The 22300-nt window shown below is 39.7% G+C and carries 19 protein-coding genes and 1 pseudogene; 6 read left to right on the top strand and 14 right to left on the bottom strand.

Annotated features, from left to right (window positions below; genetic code table 11):
* Nucleotides 1-3: 3 nt before the first annotated feature.
* Together ruvA and BLR37_RS04095 are read right to left on the bottom strand one after the other, a co-directional pair.
* Entirely contained in the window at nucleotides 4-588 is a 585-nt protein-coding gene (gene ruvA, locus BLR37_RS04100) for a Holliday junction branch migration protein RuvA (protein WP_090764993.1), read from the bottom strand.
* 7 nt (nucleotides 589-595) lie between these two features.
* Nucleotides 596-2914: an NADP-dependent malic enzyme gene (locus tag BLR37_RS04095; protein WP_090764990.1), complete on the bottom strand. Its 2319-nt coding sequence runs from the start codon at nucleotides 2912-2914 to the stop codon at nucleotides 596-598.
* Between the two features lie 753 nt (nucleotides 2915-3667).
* Here BLR37_RS04095 and BLR37_RS25725 point away from each other — a divergent pair.
* The gene (locus tag BLR37_RS25725) at nucleotides 3668-4039 is read left to right on the top strand and encodes a DUF5712 family protein (RefSeq protein WP_425262015.1); all 372 of its coding nucleotides are present in this window, start codon (nucleotides 3668-3670) and stop codon (nucleotides 4037-4039) included.
* A gap of 54 nt (nucleotides 4040-4093) precedes the next feature.
* Entirely contained in the window at nucleotides 4094-4549 is a 456-nt protein-coding gene (locus BLR37_RS25720) for a DUF5712 family protein (RefSeq protein ID WP_425262013.1), read from the top strand.
* A gap of 152 nt (nucleotides 4550-4701) precedes the next feature.
* On the opposite strand, the gene BLR37_RS04085 is transcribed toward BLR37_RS25720, so the two are convergent.
* Both BLR37_RS04085 and BLR37_RS04080 read right to left on the bottom strand, forming a co-directional pair.
* Nucleotides 4702-6009, bottom strand: coding sequence for a hypothetical protein (locus BLR37_RS04085; protein WP_143009531.1), 1308 nt, complete (start codon nucleotides 6007-6009; stop codon nucleotides 4702-4704).
* Entirely contained in the window at nucleotides 6002-6883 is an 882-nt protein-coding gene (locus tag BLR37_RS04080) for a HEPN domain-containing protein (RefSeq protein WP_090764984.1), read from the bottom strand. Before BLR37_RS04080 ends, BLR37_RS04085 begins: the two co-directional genes overlap by 8 nt.
* 120 nt (nucleotides 6884-7003) lie before the next feature.
* Here BLR37_RS04080 and BLR37_RS04075 point away from each other — a divergent pair, with 120 nt between their 5' ends.
* The 4 genes and pseudogenes from BLR37_RS04075 to tnpC all read left to right on the top strand — a co-directional run bounded on the left by BLR37_RS04075 (nucleotide 7004) and on the right by tnpC (nucleotide 10061).
* Nucleotides 7004-7384 carry a helix-turn-helix domain-containing protein gene (locus tag BLR37_RS04075; RefSeq protein ID WP_090764981.1) on the top strand — a complete coding sequence of 127 codons (381 nt, stop codon included), beginning with the start codon at nucleotides 7004-7006 and terminating at the stop codon, nucleotides 7382-7384.
* Nucleotides 7385-7914: 530 nt separating this feature from the next.
* Entirely contained in the window at nucleotides 7915-8202 is a 288-nt protein-coding gene (gene tnpA, locus BLR37_RS04070; protein WP_244154590.1) for an IS66 family insertion sequence element accessory protein TnpA, read from the top strand.
* On the top strand, nucleotides 8202-8504 hold the full coding sequence (tnpB, locus tag BLR37_RS25715) for an IS66 family insertion sequence element accessory protein TnpB (protein ID WP_090764978.1): 303 nt from the start codon (nucleotides 8202-8204) through the stop codon (nucleotides 8502-8504). Before tnpA ends, tnpB begins: the two co-directional genes overlap by 1 nt.
* Before the next feature lie 82 nt (nucleotides 8505-8586).
* Nucleotides 8587-10061, top strand: a pseudogene (gene tnpC / locus BLR37_RS04060) (IS66 family transposase).
* A 142-nt stretch (nucleotides 10062-10203) separates the two neighbouring features.
* Here tnpC and BLR37_RS04055 read toward each other — a convergent pair.
* The 10 genes from BLR37_RS04055 to dut all read right to left on the bottom strand — a co-directional run bounded on the left by BLR37_RS04055 (nucleotide 10204) and on the right by dut (nucleotide 22272).
* Nucleotides 10204-11004 (bottom strand): Fic family protein, encoded by an 801-nt coding sequence (locus tag BLR37_RS04055; RefSeq protein ID WP_090764975.1) that lies wholly within the window; start codon nucleotides 11002-11004, stop codon nucleotides 10204-10206.
* Nucleotides 11005-11298: 294 nt separating this feature from the next.
* The gene (locus tag BLR37_RS04045) at nucleotides 11299-13815 is read right to left on the bottom strand and encodes a phosphocholine-specific phospholipase C (protein WP_090764969.1); all 2517 of its coding nucleotides are present in this window, start codon (nucleotides 13813-13815) and stop codon (nucleotides 11299-11301) included.
* Between the two features lie 407 nt (nucleotides 13816-14222).
* The gene (locus BLR37_RS04040; RefSeq protein ID WP_090764965.1) at nucleotides 14223-15623 is read right to left on the bottom strand and encodes a lytic transglycosylase domain-containing protein; all 1401 of its coding nucleotides are present in this window, start codon (nucleotides 15621-15623) and stop codon (nucleotides 14223-14225) included.
* A gap of 209 nt (nucleotides 15624-15832) precedes the next feature.
* Nucleotides 15833-17251 carry an Asp-tRNA(Asn)/Glu-tRNA(Gln) amidotransferase subunit GatA gene (gene gatA / locus BLR37_RS04035; protein WP_090764962.1) on the bottom strand — a complete coding sequence of 473 codons (1419 nt, stop codon included), beginning with the start codon at nucleotides 17249-17251 and terminating at the stop codon, nucleotides 15833-15835.
* A gap of 18 nt (nucleotides 17252-17269) precedes the next feature.
* Nucleotides 17270-17470 carry a Sec-independent protein translocase subunit TatA/TatB gene (locus tag BLR37_RS04030; RefSeq protein ID WP_029986031.1) on the bottom strand — a complete coding sequence of 67 codons (201 nt, stop codon included), beginning with the start codon at nucleotides 17468-17470 and terminating at the stop codon, nucleotides 17270-17272.
* 12 nt (nucleotides 17471-17482) lie between these two features.
* Nucleotides 17483-17842, bottom strand: a complete 360-nt coding sequence (locus BLR37_RS04025; RefSeq protein WP_090764959.1) for a Sec-independent protein translocase subunit TatA/TatB — start codon at nucleotides 17840-17842, stop codon at nucleotides 17483-17485.
* A gap of 47 nt (nucleotides 17843-17889) precedes the next feature.
* On the bottom strand, nucleotides 17890-19185 hold the full coding sequence (locus BLR37_RS04020; RefSeq protein WP_090764956.1) for a murein hydrolase activator EnvC family protein: 1296 nt from the start codon (nucleotides 19183-19185) through the stop codon (nucleotides 17890-17892).
* Nucleotides 19186-19328: 143 nt separating this feature from the next.
* On the bottom strand, nucleotides 19329-20120 hold the full coding sequence (gene lolB1, locus BLR37_RS04015) for a lipoprotein insertase outer membrane protein LolB1 (RefSeq protein WP_090764954.1): 792 nt from the start codon (nucleotides 20118-20120) through the stop codon (nucleotides 19329-19331).
* The gene (locus BLR37_RS04010; protein WP_090764951.1) at nucleotides 20098-21795 is read right to left on the bottom strand and encodes a tetratricopeptide repeat protein; all 1698 of its coding nucleotides are present in this window, start codon (nucleotides 21793-21795) and stop codon (nucleotides 20098-20100) included. The genes lolB1 and BLR37_RS04010 overlap by 23 nt, the downstream gene beginning before the upstream one ends.
* A gap of 45 nt (nucleotides 21796-21840) precedes the next feature.
* Nucleotides 21841-22272, bottom strand: coding sequence for a dUTP diphosphatase (dut, locus tag BLR37_RS04005; protein ID WP_090764948.1), 432 nt, complete (start codon nucleotides 22270-22272; stop codon nucleotides 21841-21843).
* Nucleotides 22273-22300: the final 28 nt, after the last annotated feature.

The raw sequence follows: 22300 nt of genomic DNA, 5'->3' as shown, positions 1-22300 counted from the left end.
ATCTTATAAGGTTTTCAAGGCATGTTTAATTAGTTGTTCAACCGAAAGTGTTCCCTCACTCACTTTTAATATCTGATCTATAGTTTTTTCGGCGGTTTGTTTGGCAAATCCGAGCATTACCAATGCTGATAACGCTTCATCTTTAACAGTATTGTGTAAAGGCATAGAAATTAATGAATCTGCGCCTTCTTTTTTTAATTTGTCCTGTAATTCTAATACCAGACGCTGTGCTGTTTTCGCGCCCAGTCCCTTAATGCGTTGAATTAGTGGCAAATCGGCCTTTATAATGGCCGTTTGAATTTCAACAGGTGTGATGGATGATAAAATCATCCTTCCGGTATTTGGTCCGATCCCTGATACCGAAATCAGGTGTAAAAATAAACGGCGTTCGCCTTCATCGGCGAAGCCGTATAATGTATGTGCATCTTCTTTTACATGCAGCCAGGTATAAATTTTACACCTTTCTGCATCGCCCAAAGCGCTGTAAGTATTTAATGAAATATTGATATGATAGCCTATACCTCCGGCCTCTACCACAACATAAGCTGGGTTTTTAAATGTCAATTTACCGTCGATATAGGCGTACATGTAATGCTTACTTCTTAGTTGTTTTTGTAAATATACCTTTTCGTTTCGAAGTTCCGGCAATTTCTTCTTTGGCCTGGACATCTACTACTGCAATAGTAACCATATTTACGATCTCCCGCACCGAACTTCCTAACTGAACAATATGAACAGGTTTGTTTAAACCCAATAAAATAGGTCCAACCGCCTCTGCCCCACCCAGCTCTTGTAACAATTTGTATGCAATGTTACCAGACTCTAAATTCGGGAACACCAAAGTATTTGCAGGCGCATCAGCCAGGGTGCTGAAAGGGAAATTATCTTTCAATAATTCGTTGTTAATGGCAAAGTTTCCCTGCATCTCGCCATCAACCACAACATCGGGGTGATTTTTATGCAAAAGATTTACCGTTTCTCTTACTTTATTTGGTGTTACCCCATCGTTTGAACCAAAGTTCGAATAAGATAATAAAGCAATACGTGGTTTGATGTTAAACTGTTTAACCGATTTATCCAGTAATAAGGTAATATCTACCAGTTCTTCGGCCGTTGGATCAACATTTACAGTGGTATCGCCAAAGAAAACCGGGCCTTTTTTGGTCATCATCATGTACATACCAGCCACACGTTTTACACTTGGATCAACGCCAATTACGTGTAATGCAGGCTTAATGGTCGATCCGTAATTTTTGGTTAAACCAGAAATCATGGCATCAGCTTCGCCAAATTCCACCATCGATGCACCATAATAATTACGGTCTCTCAACAATTTAGTGGCATCGGTTAAAGAAACACCTTTACGCTGACGTTTTTTGTAAAGTGCCTCGGCATATTGTTTGGTCTTATCAGGGTTTTGCATCTGATCAATGATCTCTACGCCCTCAAGCTCCAGACCATGTTCATCAATAATGGCTTGTATTTTATCTTTATTTCCTAAAAGGATTGGAATAGCAATATTTTCGTCGTTAACGATTTGTGCTGCCTTTAAGATTTTATAGTTATCTGCTTCGGCAAAAACCACACGTTTCGGATCGGTTTTGGCTTTGGTGGTAATGGCGCGCATAATGGCATCATCCAAGCCTAAACGTTTTCTCAGTTCTTCGGCATAGGCATCCCAATCGGTAATGATTTTACGGGCAACACCACTTTCGATAGCTGCTTTGGCTACTGCGGTAGAAACCTCGGTAATTAACCTGAAATCGACAGGTTTTGGAATGATATAATCTTTACCAAATTTAAGGTTACGAGCGTTGTAAGCCAGGTTTACCGATTCTGGAACCGATTTTTTAGCCAGCTCGGCAATTGCTTTAACCGCAGCAATTTTCATGGGCTCGTTAATGCTGGTTGCACGTACGTCAAGCGCTCCACGGAAAATATAAGGGAAACCTAAAACGTTGTTTACCTGGTTCGGATAATCAGAACGGCCGGTAGCCATAATGATATCTTTACGGGTTTTAATAGCCAGATCGTAAGCAATTTCCGGATTTGGGTTCGACATGGCGAAAACGATCGGGTTTTTAGCCATCGAGTTCAGCATATCTACACTCACACAATCGGCAGAAGAAAGACCAATGAAAACATCCGAATCTTTCATGGCTTCTTCTAAAGTGTTGATTTTTCTGTCGGTAGCAAACTCTGCTTTAATCTCGTCAAGCGATGCGCGGTCTTTGCGGATTACGCCAGAACGGTCGCACATCACGATATTCTCTTTTTTAGCGCCTAAAGAAACGTATAATTTGGTACAAGAAATTGCAGCGGCACCAGCACCATTAACTACAATTTTAATTTTATCCATTTTTTTCTTGATGATTTCGCAGGCATTTAATAAAGCTGCTGCCGAAATAATGGCTGTACCGTGCTGGTCGTCGTGCATTACCGGAATGTTCATCTCTTCCTTTAAACGGCGTTCGATTTCGAAACATTCTGGTGCTTTAATATCTTCGAGGTTTACGCCACCAAAGGTTGGCTCTAAAGCTTTAACGATTTTTACAAAATCATCAACATTTTTGGTATCCAGCTCTAAATCGAATACGTCGATATCGGCAAAGATTTTGAAAAGTAAACCTTTACCTTCCATTACCGGTTTTCCGGCTTCAGGACCAATATCGCCCAAGCCTAAAACGGCTGTACCATTACTGATTACCGCAACAAGGTTTCCTTTTGCGGTGTACTTATAAACATCTTCTGTATTTTCTGCTATTTGCAAGCAAGGTTCGGCTACTCCCGGTGAATACGCAAGGGTTAAATCTCTCTGCGAATTTGTAGGTTTTGTTGGAATTACCTGTATTTTTCCCGGACGGCCTTGTGCGTGATAATCAAGCGCATCTTGCTTTCTAGTGGTTTTACTCATTACGTAACTTATTAGTGACGGCGCAAAGGTACAATTCTTTTCACGAGGCATAAAATAAAAAGCCGCCCAAAAAAGTTCAATCCGAACTTAGTAAAAAATTGAGTTGACGTAACAAGAAGGGCTACAACAATCAATATCAAATGATTTCAAAAACCTACAAATCAACTATTTGCAGGTTTTTCATTAACATCAAACTACAAAAGCATCAAAGCACAATAAAAAAGTGTGTATTCGGTGTGTAATAAAATTAGGAGGCACTACGCACCTAATTTCAGACAACTAACTGAAGAACAACCAGTTTACACAGTAAACATCTTGATAAGTGAAACTTGCAATCTTATTTTTGTTTCACGCTAAGTAAGTAATTATGAAAGGTAATTTTCACCTGCTTTTTTATCTAACAAAGCAAAAAAGCACAAAGGAGGCCCATGTAAACCATAGTCCGTATAATTTTTCGGATTAGTTGCAGTTTTTTTATATTTGTCAACTCATATAAGGGTTACAATTGTTAGTTTTTACCAGCCTAAAAAACTGTAAACATTTTTCAGTATCGGACAAAACGATAAGTAAATTCACGACGGCACACTGAATACGATACTTAATAACCTTAACAGCAAGCAGGCCCTGAAAGCACAGTTTACTTTCATTTTAGATAGCTTTATCAGGTCAAGGGATTCGTTCGGCATGATGACTTCTGCCAGGGAAGAAGAAGATCTTATTGCCCTTAACAAAGAACAGATCAGGTTATTATAGATAATTAAATCCAGTTGTATATTTATCAAAATCGCAGACAATAAACAGGCGAATAATAAAGCCAGCAGCAGTGGTCTGGTTCACTATCTGGAAAAAGAGAACCGTATCCATAATATTGCTAAATTGGGCAGGGATGATGCAAAATTCTTTTTGATAAATATCAGTCCCAGTCAGAAGGAAATAGCATTTTTAAAGCGGCAGTACCGTGAAGATGGTGTGAAAGATCAGCTGAAAGCATTTGCCGTTCGCGTAATGGATGCTTATGCACAGAATTTCAAAAGGAAAGGGGTTGAAAGCTATTGTGGTCTTGTCTGGTTTGGCAAACTGGAAAACTATCGTTATTACTGCTATAATGATCCCGAAGTCAAATAAAGCTTTAAAAAAAGAGGGACCGTAGACCTGGTGACCAGATACATCTGCAGATTATTGTCAGCCGGAAAGACGCCACCAATAAAATCAAGCTCAGTCCCCCAGAATACTTCATGCGGAAAGAATGCCGAGCACTCAAAGAAAATGGGCCAGTTTGACCGCGTAGCCTTTAAACAGAGTGGTGAAAATTTATTTGATGATTTGTTTGGTTTTAATAGACAGCTGACTGAAACAATAGCTTACTCCAATACATGGAAGAACGGCACGCTTAAAGAGCGCATGGAGATGAAAGTTCAGGAAGAACAGTTGGAATCGGCAGCAACTAATATCAAAAAAGTACAGGCAGGTACAGAAACGTTGCAAGAAATCTATCAAAGTCAAACTGATCTTGTCCAGATGGAAAATAGCTATGTATTTTCTCTGGATATAGATATCCAGGATGATATTGATGACGAAGCGATTAACGCGCGCAACCGCCAAAGAAAGAAACAGGCAAGAACAAATACACGCTAGCAGGTGCCAATAATATCAGGACGATTGATCCAATTCCCCAGCGCGCATTTTCGGCCTGCAAAACCTAGCTCCTTTCCCTTACCTGTTTTTTCTTATTTTTTGCTTCTACGGAATAAAACATATCGAATGTGATTTATAAAACGGTAGTCAGACTATGCAGGCAGCTTTAGCTTATCATTCTTGATTCCATAAAGCCTTCGTATCTTGTCAGTGAAAACCTTAAAGTGACTATGGTAGTGTTTCTTCAAAACAGGCAGGCTGAAGTTTATTCTTGCGAAAAAACTGACAAGTTCCGCGTCTTCCGGTGATCCAAGAAGGTAAAATCTTTTTGGATCGATATCGGAGGCAGCAAAGTAATGCGTTGTAAGATGACTGGCGAAATTGAAGATCTTTTCGTTGACCGAAAACTTGATTTCTAGCGTGTAGTAATCGCCTTTATCTTTCAGAAAAAATTTAAGCGTTGGTATTTCCGGTGAAAATTCACAGGAACTGATATCTTTTTTGGTCGGTTTTCCCTTTATATAACGTAGGCCATATATGGGCTGATAATAGACAAACTTCTGTCCGGATACCAAGGGAAAAGCCTGTTCCCATAATTTGAATTGGGTGAGGTTTCTCTCAATATATTTTTTTGATAGTATTCCTGTCTTGGCATTTTTGTTCTGGAAAAACAGCGTGTTTTTCCACATCTCTTTACATATATTATTTAGCAAGTATTGATCATCATCCTCTACGGTTAATTCATAACTGTTACTTGGGTTCATATAACGTAACATGGATTTGAAGGATCTTTGATCCTTATTGAGTGTGATCTTTATTGGAATTAATAGCGTCAGCTCTTTGTTATCCTGATTTTGTATATGGAGGCTTAAAGGATCCAGAACGCAATATGCAGTTACCTCAGTTTGGTTTTTATGTTTACTGGCTACAGAACATCCTTGAACCTCACTCCTTCTGACCCAATATTTACCTGAAATTAGCGGAAGCGCAAGGCCCGGTTTATAAAAAAACTGGTATTTGGTTCTCAGTTTTATCTCAAAGGTATTTCCCTTATTTTCAATTTCAAGAAATTTCGATTTTCCTGTAGCATCAAAAAAATCCGGCCAGTAGAAATTATCCATATCCTTTGCCGGATAAAAATTCAGGTATTTATCCAGAAGGAAATATGCGTACCTACTCAGATAAGTCTTATCGGTATCTACACTGCAGCTTACCAGGAGATGTGTCTGTGTAACCTTTAAATATACCTTTTCTTCATTTTCGTTTTCAATGTTTACCGAGAAAGTTAGGATATTATTTAAAATTGAAATCAGTCTGGTTGCAACATAAAGATAGGTTCGTCTGGGCTTCCTGAATTCAGAATGTGAATGGAGAGTACTTCTTGTCAGTTGCTGTGTTCCACATTCAAAGGGAAGCATGAAAAACCTATGTTCGGGGATTTCAACAATGTTGTTATTCAAAACTTACCTCTCTTTCTTTCAACAGGGCATTTTCGGCCTTAAACTGCTCTATTTTATCCATGCAGATTTTCTTGGTCAGCTCAAAGAAAGCATAGGCTTTTGTTACCAGCTTATCCGCATCTTCCTGATCGATCTTAAAATTATCCTTATACCTTGCCTGTGAGTAGCTTCGCAGCAATATTTCGAAGAGCCGGAGATCTTCATTGGAAGTCCTGAATATTTCTGATGGTTTCGCAGAAAAGCACTGGCATAAGTCTAGTTGCCTGCCTAAGTTATGAATGTCGGAGCGGTACCCAAGATTAACCCTAATAAGTCCTATCGTACATTGCTCAATAACCTGATGCACCATGAAGACTGCTACGGAATAATGCCCGCTACCATAACTATTCTCGGCTCCGTCTAGAAAGCCCTGTGCCAATCTGATCCGATGGCTATAATGCCTTTCTGCTTTTTCCAAATTTTGACTGGGATCGAACGGAAGATTGTCTTTTGGTTTGACAAATCCGGTATGGTCATAAAGCGGTTTACCATTGTTCAGTATACTGATAAAAAATCTGTTATTTTTTCTGGCACTTTCTTGAACGGTCTCGAGGCTATGCGATAGAATTGTTATTTTTCCATAGCCAAACTTCACCCTGCAAAAATCCTGAACCTCGTGTTCATTACGGGTTGGGCCTTCCATGATCATCATCAAAAAATAATGGACCTTTTCTCTATTGACCTTTGGTGTGAAGCATCCTTCTTCAGTGTTAGTTTTTACAATTTTTGAAAACAGATAGATCTGCATTGGCTTGAACTTGTAAACCAATGTTTCTGCGAAAGATATTAGCCTATCTGGGCTAATTTTGCTTTGGTTGATGGTTTCTACATTCATAATCTGGGATTTGAGTTTACTCTAATTTCGGTTTGAGATTTCGAGTAGCGAACCAATCAGTGGGGTAAAAGACAACAAGCCGGTTGTTTTTTACCATCAAAAAAAAAGATATATTTGGATATGGAAACCTCAGAAAAAAACACACGTATGCATTTAGGTCGTAAAGTCTCCAGAATCCGTGAACTAAGAGGCATGAAACAGGAGACCTTGGCCATGGAATTGGGAGTTAGTCAACAGACTATCAGCAAATTGGAGCAAAGTTCAGAAATAGAAGATTCGACATTAGAGAAAATTGCTGCTGCCTTCGGATTACCTACTGAAGCAATAAGAAATTTTAACGAAGAGGCTGTGTTTAATATTATTGGAAATACTTTTACAGACAGTAGTTCAAATAACAACAATTACTTGTGCACAATAAACCCACTTGAAAAGATCATCGAGCTATACGAGCGCCTTCTTGCAAGTGAAAAAGAAAAAAATGACCTTTTAAGAAAACGATAAATTCTATTCATTTAAAAAAAATCGTTTCTTCAAAAACTAAAACAGCCAAAAAAAAATGATCGTTAATTTATATTCTTTTTGAAAATAACATTAACAATACTTAATCTTTGGTAAACAACTTAAATAATGCTTTCAATATCTAAACAAACCGCTCATGTCTCTTGAAAAATGGTAAAAACTTTTATGCAATAATACTTTCAGAAATCGAAGTGCTACAATCGATTCGGATGGAAGAAATATCTTTGAACAAGATTATGGAAGGTTGATTTCAAGCTCTCCAGTAAGGCGCTTACAAGATAAAAACAAAGTATTTCCATTAGAACAAAGTGATTTTATAAGAACACGTTTAACTCACTCTTTAGAAGTCTCCTATATTGGAAGTTCAATAGGTACAAGTATTGAAAAATATTTAATAAAAAAAAAACACTTAACAATTGATCAAAAAGGCTATCTAAGTTCTTTATTAAGGGTTGTATCCGTCCTACCAAGTACATGTTTTTTAACGTTCATCTAGTTTCGATCTTTGTTGGATGAGCATACAAGAAAGAAAAGACTATATGTTATCGATGATAGCAGACTGGCAGCAGAGTGGAAAAAGCAAGAAGGCATATTGTGCTGAAAACGGGGTTGATGAGGCCAAGTTTTATTATTGGATTTCCCGAATTAAAGAAAGCGATAAATCCGCTGTTGGTTTTCTAACCATCGATAAAGATAAAGCAGGTAAACACCGTGATGTTGAAATTATCTATCCCAATGGTGTACGCATTAAGGTAGGAAATGACCTTGGTCTTCTCTCTCAATTGGTTCGTTTATACTGATGTTTTCGTTAGGCTCATCGCATAGGTTTTATCTTTATGATGGTTTTTGCGACATGCGGAAGTCTTTTGATGGACTTTGTGGATTAATCGGTTCAAGGATGCAGCGGCAGGCTACTAGTGGAGAGGTGTTTGTGTTCCTAAACCGTAGCCGTACACACGTGAAGCTTTTGCATTGGGAAAAGGGAGGCTTTGTATTGTATTACAAACGTTTGGAAAGTGGTACTTTCGTGTCACCACATACAAAAAATAACGAGATGTCCTGGAGTGATCTGGTACTAATGATTGAAGGGTACAGGTTGTAAAAAGCATTCAGAAAAGACGTTTTTATTTGACTTAAAAGCGGTTTATTATAGGGTAAAGGCCGATTTTTCGTATATTTACGCTATGGAAAAAGCGCTGGAAAATCTCTCAAAAGAGGACCTTATCAAGGTCATTTCCAGCCGTGATGAAAAGATAGATTACCTGGAGTCCCAACTTGCGATGTACAAACGTATGCAGTTCGGACAGAAGCGTGAGCGCTTTGAAGGCGATCCTGATCAGACTATGCTCCCTTTTAATGTGGAGTCTGCTAAAATAGAGCAGCAACAGGAAGAAATCAAAGAAAAAATCGAGTATGTCCGTAAACGTCCTAACCATAAGGGACGTGCTAAATTGCCTGCACACCTTCCTATGGAAGAGATTGAAATACATCCCGAAGGGGATCTATCCCAAATGGTTTGTATCGGTAAAGAAATTACGGAAGAATTAGAATGCGAACCTGCAAAGTTCTATATCAAACGTTACATCCGCTATAAATATGCTGCCAAAGATAAATCTGCTGTGGCCATTGCCGAGCTTCCTGAGCGTGTAATTGACAAGGGAATCCCTGGAGCGGGCCTGCTTGCAATGATTCTTACCGGGAAATATCAAGATCATCTCCCGCTATACCGACAGAAACAAATCTTTGCCAGAGAAAATATACAGATAGCTTCCTCAACCATCGAAGGATGGACCAGACAAGCGCTGGAGAAACTGGAACCACTCTATGAACAACTAGTCTTCCAGACCAAATCACACGGTTATTTACAGGTTGATGAAACCCCAATAAAAGTATTGGACAGCGATAAAAAAGGTGCTACCCATCAGGGCTACTATTGGGTGTACCACGCTCCATTGGAGGGAACCGTTTTATTTGATTATAGTCCTACCCGTGGTGGCATCGCCGCTGTACCAATATTGGGGACCTTCAAGGGGTATCTCCAGACAGACGGCTATGGAGTGTATGAAAAATATGGTAAAAAGAAAGAGGTAACACATCTGGCTTGTTGGGCGCACGCCCGTCGTGAGTTTGAAAAAGCATTGGATAATGATCAAGCAAGAGCACAAAAAGCCCTGTTGATGATACAGCAACTATATGCCGTTGAACGTCGGGTCAAAGACGCTAAACTGAATGCTGAACAGACAAAAGAATGCCGTTTAGCCGAATCCCTATCGGTTATCAACGAGCTTGGAAAATGGATATTTGAGGAAATAAAAAACACACTCCCTAAGAGCCAGATCGGAAAAGCAATGGCCTATGTATACGCCAGATGGGATGCGCTGTCAGCATACCTATATGATGGAAATCTACACATAGACAATAATCTTGTCGAAAATGCTATTCGTCCTGTTGCACTCGGACGAAAAAACTACCTCTTCGCAGGAAGCCATGAAGCAGCACAGCGTGCAGCGATGATCTACTCATTCTTTGCTATCTGTAAAAAAATCGAGTGAACCCTTTCGAGTGGTTAAAACATATATTGGAAAACATAATGTCAACAAACCATAAAAACTTAGAGGATCTTTATCCTCAGAACTTCAAAAAATCAGCGAACCTGTAGTTCATAGGCCGGATACCATTAAGGTTAGTGATGTAAAAACCTGTTATTTAGTTAAGACGCTATAGTAAAGGCTGTACGCCACCAATATTTAAGCTAAGAAAGCTGTGATAAAATCCTAAACCTTACAAATGTGGTAGCAAATCTACCTCCCTCTTTTACGTGGTTGGAAATTCATCTCAAAATTATTAGTGAGGTTTCTTTTTTGATCAATCTCTGATTGCATGCGTTTTATGCTCAATTCTGCAAAATAGTTTGTCAAAATACTGGTATCTCTATATTTTTCTGAAAGTTTGAGTGCATTAATGTAAGCTGGTTTATCTGCCGCTGTGACAATCACATGGGGCTGTGACAATCTAGCTAAAATATAATTGGATATTAACCTACCCACTCGACCATTGCCATCTGGGAATGGGTGGAGATAGATAAAAAACTTGTGGAAACGCGCACTGATTTCCAATGGATGCAAACTTGATTTGAGAATTGCCTCCTCAGTAGACTGCATTAGCTGAGGCATTCTTTTAATACTGATCTCGAAATCCCCAAAAACTGTGTCCCCAGCTGCCATCTGGGTCCTTGTATATTCCCCAGGTTCATATCCTTTTGCGAATTTAATTGTATTTCTGGTAAGCAATTCCTGAGTTTGTTTTACAAAGAGTTCTGTCAAAGGCCTATCAAGATTGTCAAAAACAAATTCATATGCATTAAAATGGTCTAAGATTTCGAAAGCTTCAAAAAGCGAATGGTTTTGGAGTTTAAGGCTCATCCCTTTCTCTCTTAATTCCCTTGTCTCATCAACTGTAAAAGAATTGCCCTCTACGGCACAGCTATGCGCAGAGAAAAGGATCTCGTTGTACTCCCGAAAGTCATCAACATTAAAACTATCTGAAATAATTTTTTTATACTCGGTTACTGTATTGTCGTAAGTTTGGAGAAGTTGATCCATTTTGTAAAATTACAAAAGAGATTTCACAAATGACATTCGATTTATGAACCACACCAATTTAGTACAGAATTAATCTGACTGAATAACAATAGGCGAATTATTTTTTCAAGCCAAATCTTATCATTTACTGATCTTCAGAATCATTCCAGCTTTCAACTCAGCCTTGTTCAGGTTATTGTCAAATCTTATGCTCTGAAAAGTTGCTCCCTCGAACTTCTCTGTAATTTCTGACAAGGTATCGCCTATTTTTACTTTATGCTTTTTTCATAACGATTTGATTGTATAACGTGACCGTTAAATCGCTTTCCCCATAGCCGGATCGGTATAACCTTCTTTACCTGTTTCTATCCTGCCGGCAAAGCGCTGCATAAATAGACGACCGCTGGTTTTAACTTCAAAATCATACCAGCCATAGCTCGATTTTAAATCTAAAACAAATGTTGCTTCTTCGCCAGAGGCAATGTTTTTTTCTACATTGTTGAATTTATAGCCCAAATCCTTTATCAAAACCTTTAGCGTATCTTTCCCCGAATTTTTAATTAACAATTTAATGTTCCCGGTCGCAGCTTTTGTCAGTCGGTTTACATCATTTTCGGCAGTAATGGTTAATAAAGGATCGTTCACCGAACCCATAAATTCCCGATAAAAGCCATTTGGCCCATTTAACCGCAGGTGATACTGGTTATTATCAAATGAAGCCAATGGCCAGTCGTATTGCAACTCATCATTTACCTTAACTGCAAACGACCAGTTTCTGCAAATTTCTTCACCTCCTCCAGCAGCCTTAAATTTACCTGGTGCATAAACCGTAAACGGAGCACCTACAGCCTTACTACCAAACAGCTGATCGCTGCTTGACATTTTAATCTGAAAGGCTTTTTGATCCGTATTAAGTCTTCCATTCACTGCCAATTGATAAGGCAAAGCACAAGATTTACGGATTCCCTTTTCCTGTTGAGACATCAAGCCTGTACTGCCACTCTTAATCTCCTGATCGGTGATTGCCTTAAAACCTTTTGGTTCATCTTTAAATTTGGCATTAAAAATCCCTTCCACAAAAGTATCACGGCTAAGGAAGGGCAGTTTTTCCGATTTAGCATCGAAAGGTGTAAATGCTGATGTCAGGTTACCTGAAATAGTGCGGCGCCACTGGCTGATGTTTTCCAGGTGGATATTCTTATTATATTTTTTATTTACAAACTCTTCTAAAAACTGTAAGGTAGAAGTATGCTCAAAAAGCTGCGAACATACCTTGCCACCACGGCTCCAAGGCGAGGCAATTAACATGGGTACACGGAAACCCAAACCAATCGGAGCCTCTCTCGCTCCCTTCTCGGGTACACCTTGTTTCAATTCGTTGGCCAGGCGTACATGTTCTATTTCCGTATCAATTCCTTTGGATACCCTCCCTGTTTCTGGCTTATTTTCATCCGGAATCGAATATGGTGGAACGTGGTCATAGTAACCATCATTTTCATCATAGGTAACAATAAATATGGTTTTTTTCCAAACCTCAGGATTTTTGGTCAAGATATCCATCACTTCCGAAATGTACCAGGCACCATACCAGGGTGCACTCGGATGATCGGAAAAGTTTTGGGGGCCAGCCAACCACGATACAGTGGGTAGTTTACCCTTGTTTACATCGTCCCTAAACTGATGCAGTACATCTCCTTTGGGCACAGTTGCTTCACGGCTTTGCCCGTTATCATCATATTTAATGGAACTAATGCTCCTGAAATCGGGATCATTTTTATTGACAACGAAAGCACGGTAAAACAACTGTTTTTCGTGACCGGATAACTGCTCAAAGTTTTTCTTGCTCCATTTTTCCAGTTCAGAAGCTGCATCATCTAAGGCTTTCATCTTATTGGCCAGATCGGCTTTGATCTTCTTCGCCGCGGCATCGCTTGATGGGCTCGCTTCCTGCAACTTGTTAATCTGACCTGGCAAGGTTTCTACCTGAGCCTGCAGGCTTTCAATATATTTATCTTTGAATTTAACATTGTAGGCTTTAAAAAACTCGAGCAGGTTACAACCAAAATTAGCTAACCAGGCTCTTTCTTCGCCTTTGAAACCGCCGCCGCAGCTGGTTTCGTTCTGATAAAATTTCCAGTTGACCTGATTTTCTTCCAGCAGTTCCGGAAAAGTTTTCCAGGGCTGTTTGCCATAGGCAAAATCATCATTCCGGATATTGGCTTTGGGTATTCCGTTTTCTTCGTGGGTAATTTTCCCCGTCCAAAAAAACGAACGGTTTGGCGTGGTACTGGTCATAGCCGAACAAAAATTCTGATCACAAATCGTAAATGCATCAGCTAATGCATAATTAAAAGGAAGATCTTCGCGGATATAATGCCCCAAAGTAAGTGGCATGTGGACATAAAGCTTATTACCCGACTTTTTAGCTGTTAGCCATTGATCGTATTTACCGTTGTTATTGGCATCGACCTGGCTGGCACGCGAATGTGGCAAAGAGCCCATCCAGGTAACTTTAGTATCTTTAATATTTAATCTAAATGGTGCATAAGTACTTCCAGTGGCATCTGTTTGAAACCAAACTGGTTTTTGATTGGGCAGTGTAATGGCCCGGGGATCGTTAAAACCACGTACACCTTGTAAAGTGCCAAAAGTATGATCGAAAGACCGATTCTCCTGCATCAGAATTACCACATGCTCGGCATCTAAAAATGTACTGCCAACAGCCGGATCAATTGCTAAAGCACGTTGTATAGAGGCTGGCATAACAGTAGCTAAACCTGTTGTGCCTGAAAGTAATAAAGATTTACGGAGGAATTCTCGTCTGGTGTCCATTTTAAAATAATTTGGCGCAAGTTTAGTCTGTGTTAAATTATTTCAAGTTAAGTAAATATTAACTAAACGTAAACCAATATTATTGTTACAGGTCTTGAACTCTTGTCATCCTCAAGGGTGCGCTTTGGAAAAACAAAGGAGCTTAGCTGGCAGAATCAGCTCTATGTGTCGTCATTTCGAACGGACCTGATAGCTATCGGGTACAATGGAGTCGAGAACCACCGAGTGCTCAGGGTAGCTAAATCTTTTCTGATAGGTTTCTCCCTGCCCAATGCAGGCGGACGTTTCGCCACCGTGTAAATTGGCTGGTCCCAGTCGAAATGAGGATCAAATTATTAGCTCAGCCATTGCCAGTGTACACAATGATCTTCGACAGGCTTAGAGTGACAGCAATATTTTAAATTAACCTAGCCCTTACTAATTTTTAAAATCATGCCGGCCTGTAAACCAGCTTTGCTGAGTTTATTATCCCTTCTGATACTCTGTACGGTGGCGCCATCAAATTTCTCGGCAATTTCTGATAGGGTATCGCCTGTTTTTACTTTATAGCTTAAAAACGATGCCGGAGCTTTTAATGCTACGCGGTTTTTGGCGTAAATTTTAAGCTTTTGTCCAGGTACTATATTCTTACTTTTTAAACCGTTCCAAACCCGTAAATCCTGCACTTCAACCCCATATTTATTGGCAAGGGTGGTTAAATTCTGTCCGCTGGTAACATTATGGTAAACCACTGCCGATGCCGCACTTTTCGCTTTTTTCTTTCTTAAGTCGCGAACGTCGTCGGTACTGGCTTCAATTACGCGCATGTTTACATCAACATCTAAATTATTCAGCACCTCATAAACACCGGCAAAATCGATATCCTTTAACTTCGGCATTACAATGCGCTTGGGCTCATCGTCGGTACCGTTAACAATCTTCTTCTTATACGAGGGGTTTAGGGCAAACATGGCCGATTCTTCTACATTCAGTGCTTTGGCCAGCGTAGCGAGCGATACAAACCTGGTGGTTTGAACGGTATCGGTTTTTAAAAACAGGTTACAGGCCTGACTGGTAATCTGGTGCTTGTTCGAATAATTCATTACGTACACCGCCGCAATAAATGCAGGCACGTAGTTCCGGGTTTCTTTAGGTAAAAATTGTCTGATTTCCCAAAAATCACGCGATCCGGCTTTATCAATAGCACGGGTTACATTTCCTTTGCCGCAATTATAGGCTGCAATGGCCAAAAGCCAGTCGCCCAGTTCTTCAAAAGCATCTCTAAAATAAGCAGCAGCTGCATAACTGGCCTGAATCGGATCTTTGCGTTCATCAACAAAGTTATCCATCTTTAAGCCATAAGCTTTTCCGGTACCAAACATGAATTGCCAGATACCAGTTGCGCCTACTCGAGAAATAGCATGCGGATTCATCTGCGATTCTACAATAGTAAGGTATTTTATCTCTTGCGGGATGTTGTAGTCTTTCAGTGCTTTATCAAAAATCGGGAAATAATAGCTTGATAAGCCGATCATTTTACCGAACATGTCTTTACGCTTGGCATAAATATCGATGTATTGCTGTACGTACTCGTTGTAAGGAAGCGGAACGGTTTTGGTAATGGAATCGAGCCGGAGTTTATAGATAAAGTTCTGGCTCATCATTAACGGATTCTCAGTAACCAAAGGAACGGCTACGGTATCGGTATTAATGAAAATGTTGTTTTGAGCTTTACGAAGGCTATCTAACTGGAGGTTTTGCTGTGCCGAAACGGAAGAAATCAATCCGAAGCAAACACAAACTGAAGCAAGAAGTAATTTTTTAATCATGGGCTATTGGTTTTAACTTCCATTGGCCGTGGTTTGTGTCGTCACAAACCTTATACAAATCCCTTCTCTTTTTCCGCTAAACGAACCCAGAACAGCAATTTGATAATTTCTAAACGATGTTTAGAAAACAACTCATGAAATGCCATTGCCATACTTAACGATAATGCTTTTGCATTAAGATTGCTTCGTACCTCGCAATGACGATAATACTATGATAAAAATGCCTGAGAAAAAGCCAGAAGCTTATCTTCCTCAAAATGTTTGGCTGTAAATTGTATACTTAACGGTAAATCTGCTTCGTTATTGCCCAAAGGCAGTGCAATAGCCGGATTACCACTTAAAGATGGCAACACAGTAAAAATATCAGCCATATACATTACCAGCGCATCCTGAACGTTATCGCCGATTTTAAAGGCTGCTGTAGGTGCTACTGGCGATAAAACAAAATCATATTCTTCGAAAAGCTGATCCATTTTTTCGCGGATTAAGCGGCGAACCTGCTGTGCTTTCTGGTAATAAGCATCGTAATACCCGGCACTTAAAACAAAAGTTCCTAAAAGGATACGGCGTTTTACCTCTTCGCCAAAACCTTCTGCACGCGATAATTTGTAGAGTTCGTTTAACGATTTTGCTTCCGTATTACGGTGTCCGTAATGCACACCATCATAACGCGAAAGATTGGACGAAGCCTCAGCCGTAGTTAAAATATAGTAAGCCGGAACAAGGTAGTCCAGCAAATCAAAAGAAACATACTCAATTGTATGGCCTTGTGTTTCTAAATCGGCAATCGACGCTAAAATGGCCGATTTGATTTCAGGATCAAGCGCCTCGCTTTCAATCGTTTCTCTTAATACAGCTATTTTCTGTTTTTTAGCCTGGTTTAAATGTGCCGGATAATCCGGAACAGCTAAAGCCGAAGCAGTAGAATCATGATCATCGCTACCAGCCAATACCTGAAGCAAGATAGCAGCATCTTCTACCGATGAAGTAATGGGGCCTACCTGATCAAAAGAAGAGGCATAGGCAATTACCCCATAACGGGAAATACGTCCATATGTGGGTTTAAGGCCTATCTGACCACAAAAAGCAGCCGGTTGCCTTACCGAACCACCTGTATCGGTACCTAAAGCAGATAAACACATATCGGCCTGAACTGCAACCGCCGAACCACCAGAAGAACCTCCCGGAACAAGCTCATGATTGGCTGCATTTCTTACTGCACCATAAAAAGAAGTTTCGTTTGAACCGCCCATGGCAAACTCATCGCAGTTTAAGCGGCCAATAATAACGGCATCTTCCTGCAATAAACGCTCAACAACGGTAGCCGAATAGGGAGAGATAAAACCTTCGAGCATTTTTGACGATGCCGTTACCTCATGGTCTTTATAGCAGATATTATCTTTAATACCGATGACCATTCCCGCAAGCTTGCCGGCAGTACCAGCTTCTATTTTCTGTTGTACCGCTTTGGCTTGAACTTCGGCCGTATAAAAAAACACCTCATTAAATGCATTGAGGTGTTCATTATCTTTAATCTGCTTAAAATAATAAGCTAATAAATCGGGTAAAGTTAACTGCTTTTGCGAAATGAGCGATTGAATCTCTTTAAGAGAACTGTATTTCTTCAAAACAAAAAATTATTGCAATTAAACAGTCTTATCGCGGTTAGATGGATCTACCTGATCGCCATCAACGCCATCTTTACCATCTTTAAATTCCTTAACACCTTTACCTAAACCTCTCATTAGTTCAGGAATTTTTTTACCACCAAATAATAACAATACCACTACCGCAATAATGATAATTTCTGGTGTTCCAAGCATTGCTGCTATTGTTGTATTTAACATAATATTTTTTGATTAAACTTTTTGATTGTCGCTAACATTTTTTTCGTCAACAGGAGTACTTTCAGGTGTGTGCGCTGTTTGTGCTTCTACCTTTTCATCTACCGGTGCTTCTTCTGTTGGGTGATGACGTTGACTGTGGTTTACTGCTGTTTCTTCCGCTTCTTCTTTATCCAGATCCATGGCGTTAATATTTCTGTGGATTTCGCGCTTCACACCATCCGAGGCATCTTTGAACTCTCTGATCCCTTTCCCTAATCCTCTTGCCAGCTCAGGTAATTTTTTACCTCCAAATAACAAAAGAACTACCACTAAAATGAGTACGATCTCCGATCCACCCATGTTTAAAAACTCTAATAACGTGCCTTGATACATCACTAATATAATTTATACAAATATAGACATTTTAACTTGTCTTCAGTTTATTTACTAATCCAGGCCTCGGGGTTTAGTTTTGTCTGGCCTCTCATAATTTCAAAATGCAGTTCTGCAATATCTCCTGTATTGGCCAAAACCCCAATGGTTTGGCGGGTACTTACTTTATCGCCTTTGCTTACGCTCGCCGACCTCAGGTTCTGGTAAATGGTAAAATAATTACCATGCATTAATATCACCACATATTTACCATAAATAAGGCTTACACCTAAAACTTCGCCATCAAATACAGCTCTTACAGCAGCACCTTCTGAAGCGGTTATATTTACCCCTTCATTATTCATTGTGGCCTGATCTACCTTGTGTACACCAAAATGTTCGGTAATGGTGCCCGAAACGGGGTAAGGTAAACGCCCTCTGTTATTTTCAAATCCTGCAGCCAGTTTTGCCGATCCGGCATCGCTGGTAAGCAGTTCGTTGGTATTCTTTTCTTTGGCTGCTGGTGGTGCCACCGGAACAGGTTTGTTTTCGGCCTTTGCCCTTGCCGCTGCTGCCTTAGCCTCAGCCGCTGCTTTTGCTGCTGCTATACGCGCCTCTTCAGCTGCTTTTCTTCTAGCTTCCTCAATTGCGCGTTGAATAGCCAAACGAATGGCTTTATCAATCTGCGCCTGTTGTTTTACACGGGTGCTAATATCTTGTTTAAACTGCTTTTCCTGCTTGCTTAGTTTATTAAGCACCACAGATTGCTCACTTTTATCTTTCCCTAAACGCTCACGCTCTTTTTCCTGTTCTTTTAACAGCTCACTTTTTTCCCTTAAAGTTTTATCCAGCACTTTAATTTTACCGTTCAGGTCTTGCTGCGTATTTTCAATATAGCCGGCCTGTTTTTTACGGTACTGACTAAATTGTTGTAAATATTTTATCCGCTTATAGGCTTGGTTAAAATCTTTAGCTGCAAAAATAAACATCATCTTATCGTAAGCATTTCTGTTACGCTGTGCAAAACGGATCATGCCGGCATACTCTTTTTTAAGATCGCCTAACTGACCTTGTAGAGTATGTACGGTATTGGTGTTCTGTGAGATTTGGTTATCAAGATTTTTTATTTCAGAATTGATTGTACCGATTTTATCCTGGCGTAACCGAATCTGGGCATTGATAGTGTTAATCTGCTGTATGGTAAGTTTTTTACCACTGGCAGCTTTGTTTAAATTTTTCTGAAGTTGTTCAATTTCGCGCTGTATGGCTTCTTTTTTCCTTCTAAGTTGGCTTTCAGTTTGTGCTACCGCCGAAAGGGTAAGCACGCTTAAAAAAAGGATAAATAGATATTTGTGTAGCTTCATTAAGCCAAAAGTATAAAAATTTTGGAGTAAAAAATATTAAAATTGAGATACTCAGCTCATAATTACTTATAACAGAACTGTCTTCACTTAATCTTCATGCTCCAGGCGGGCCTGAAGCCAAAATGGATTAATTTGTTTGGTAATTACTTTACTACAGTAAATCTCTTTGGTACACTAAACGGAAAATCGACCGGAACATTGCCATCAATTTTCACAAACTGCATGTCGATATTGATTCGCTTTGCTTTTGATAAGGTTTTGATTTGCAAAGCACTTGGAAATAAATATTCGTTTAATTTCTGATAATCGGTATAGGTTACTTTTAAGGCCTGCCCATTTTGCGAATCATTTAAATTGGTTTCTGATACTTTAAAAAGAGTATTGAAAAACAATTTATAATCGAGCGATTGTTTGCTGCCAGAAACTACCCAGGCGCCATTTTCATTTTTAACATCTGATTGATCTGTTAAAAATTCGCCCATGGCATTGCCGGTTAAAATAGATTGTAAAGTGTTAAAATTAACCTGTTTATTGGTAAAATTATAAATGTAGCTGAAAGGCTTTTTCAGGTATTCGCTTTTCATGCGGTTCATGATTTTAATACTATCTGGCGTAATTAAAGCCCTGGCTACTTCGGCCATTCCGCCTAGTGCCGTAATGCTTACCCAAATGGTCTCCTTGTCTTTCATTTTGAAATTCATAGTAACATCATTGGCATCGCCTGCAATATCGAGCGTAGCTTTGGCTTTAAGCGAAAGGGTATTAAATTTAAGTTGTTTGCTGTTTAATAAAGTTAAGGCCTCGGCTTTAGAATTATCGGTTTTGGTTTCTGTTTTGGTTGGCGGAGCCACTACAATTTCCTTTTTAGGCTTACATGCCGAAACAAAAACCAGAGTGCCTAATACGAACAGGCTATTTAAAATATTTCTTCTCATTTATTTTTTTATTTAATACTTCCGAGCTGTTTCCAGCTTCTTTTGCTTTTTGCCATTGAATTAATGCAGCATCTTTCTCACCCTTCATATACAGGATATCGCCATAACGCTCCAGATAAACACCGTTCTTGCTGCTATTGTTTTGTAATGCCTTTTCAATCCAGCTTTTGGCCAGATCGTACTTTTGTTGTTTAAACAGGATGAAGGCATAAGTATCCGTAATCGACGAATTACCAGGCATGGCATTGGCGGCAGTTTCGGCATATTTAGCCGCTTTATTTAAATCATCATTTCTTAAAGCCAGATAATAGGCATAATTATTCATGATGAGGTAATTGTCAGGCTCAACTGCAATAGCTTTTTCAAAAGCCGTTTTGGCCAATGCAAAATTATTCTGATTGATATAGATATCGCCTTGCAGGGCATAAACCTGTGCCTGCAAACTTTTATTCTCCACATCTAATTGAAGCGCAGTTTTGAGGTTGCTTAGCGCCGTATCGAATTTACCGGTTTTAAACAGGGCATATGCCACATAGTAGTATAAACTAGCCTGGTTAGGATAAATGCTTAAAGCCTCATCTCCCACTTTTACAGCTTCATCGTAATGCCCCAGTAAAGTGTGGATATTAATGATCTGCTCCCAAACTACATAAACCTGCTCGTTAAGTTTTAAGGCTGCCTGATATTGTGTTAAGGCTTCTTTTAAATTGTTTTGCTGATAAAGCACATCGCCATAAAGCGCCAAAGCTTTAGCATCCGAAGGATTTTTCTCGGCAATCAGCTTACTGAGTTCGGTTACATGTTTAGCCACAACAGGCTGGCTGAGTTTTGGGAAAAGGGCTGCAATGATTTTTATTTTCTCATTTATTGGCATTTCGGCACTCTCGAAAGCCATTTTTAAAGACGCAAAGGCTGCTTCGTCATTTTTCTGTTTGCGGTAAATATCGGCCAGCCCTAAATTCACTTCAAAATTTTGAGGTTCCAGCTGCTGCGCTTTTACCAGAACCTTTAATGCTTCAGGATCATTGCCTTTTTGCAAGAGCAAACCCGCAGCATATAAATAGTTTTTTACATCGGCCTGGTTGCCTTCAAGCAATTTAATAATATCGCTTTCTTTGGCACTACTGTTCTGGTCCATCCTCCTTTTGGCTACCTGTAGCTCTTTCGACTCGCCAAATTTGGCTTCGATTTCGCTATAAGTTTTCTTAGCTGCATCGAGCTGATTGGCTAAAAACTGGGCATTAGCCTTATCAAAATAATAAGCATCGTTTTGCGGATCCAGGCGGATAAGTTGATTAAACACCTCAACCAGCTCGGGCATTTTATTGTTACGTTTGTACACCTCGCCTAATAAACGCCAGTACCAGAGGTTATCCTGATTTATTTTTAACGCCTGCTTAATATTTTGTTCTGCTTCAGTAAGTTTATCTAAACGTAAATTTGCATTGGCCAGTTCGAAATAGGCCGCATGGTTGTTGGGATCTAAACTTACAATCTTGTTAAAATTGGTTGTGGCAACGGTATAATTTTCAGACATTTTTTCGCGCAGCCCCGCAAAAAACAATTGTTTTACCATATTGCTATCGCGGTTGGTAGCTGGTGTAACCGTTCCCTGACCAAAAGCCTGGAAACCAGTAAAAGCAAGCCCGAGAAGAAAATGCATGTTGTACTTCATATCATCCAAAAATTAACACCAAACTGAAAACTGCGAACTCCAAACTTACTTTCCGGTATGCCCGTAACCTCCCTCGCCACGGTCGGTTTCGCCAAGGGCATCAACCGCCTGCCAGCTCACTGTTTCGTGTTTTGCAATTACCATCTGCGCTATTCTGTCGCCATTAACAATTTTAAAATCTGTATCGGATAAATTTACCAATAAAACTTTGATCTCGCCACGGTAATCGGCATCAATTGTACCGGGAGCATTCACAATACTAATGCCATGTTTATAAGCCAGTCCGCTCCTTGGTCTGATCTGTGCCTCGTAACCAACTGGCAATTCAATAAACAAACCTGTTGGCACCAATAAGCGCTGCAAAGGTTTAAGGGTAATTTCTTCGGTGATTGCAGCCCGCAAATCCATACCTGCTGCATGTACAGTTTCGTATTGCGGCAGCGGATGCCCTGATTTATTGATGATTTTGATTTCCATTTTGTTAGATATGGGATTTTAGACAATG

The sequence above is a fragment of the Pedobacter soli genome (genome assembly GCF_900101435.1).
In the GTDB taxonomy this organism is placed as follows: Bacteria; Bacteroidota; Bacteroidia; order Sphingobacteriales; family Sphingobacteriaceae; genus Pedobacter; species Pedobacter soli.
The sequence above is the reverse complement of the archived record's forward strand: the minus strand, read 5'-3'. Positions and strand labels throughout refer to the sequence as shown.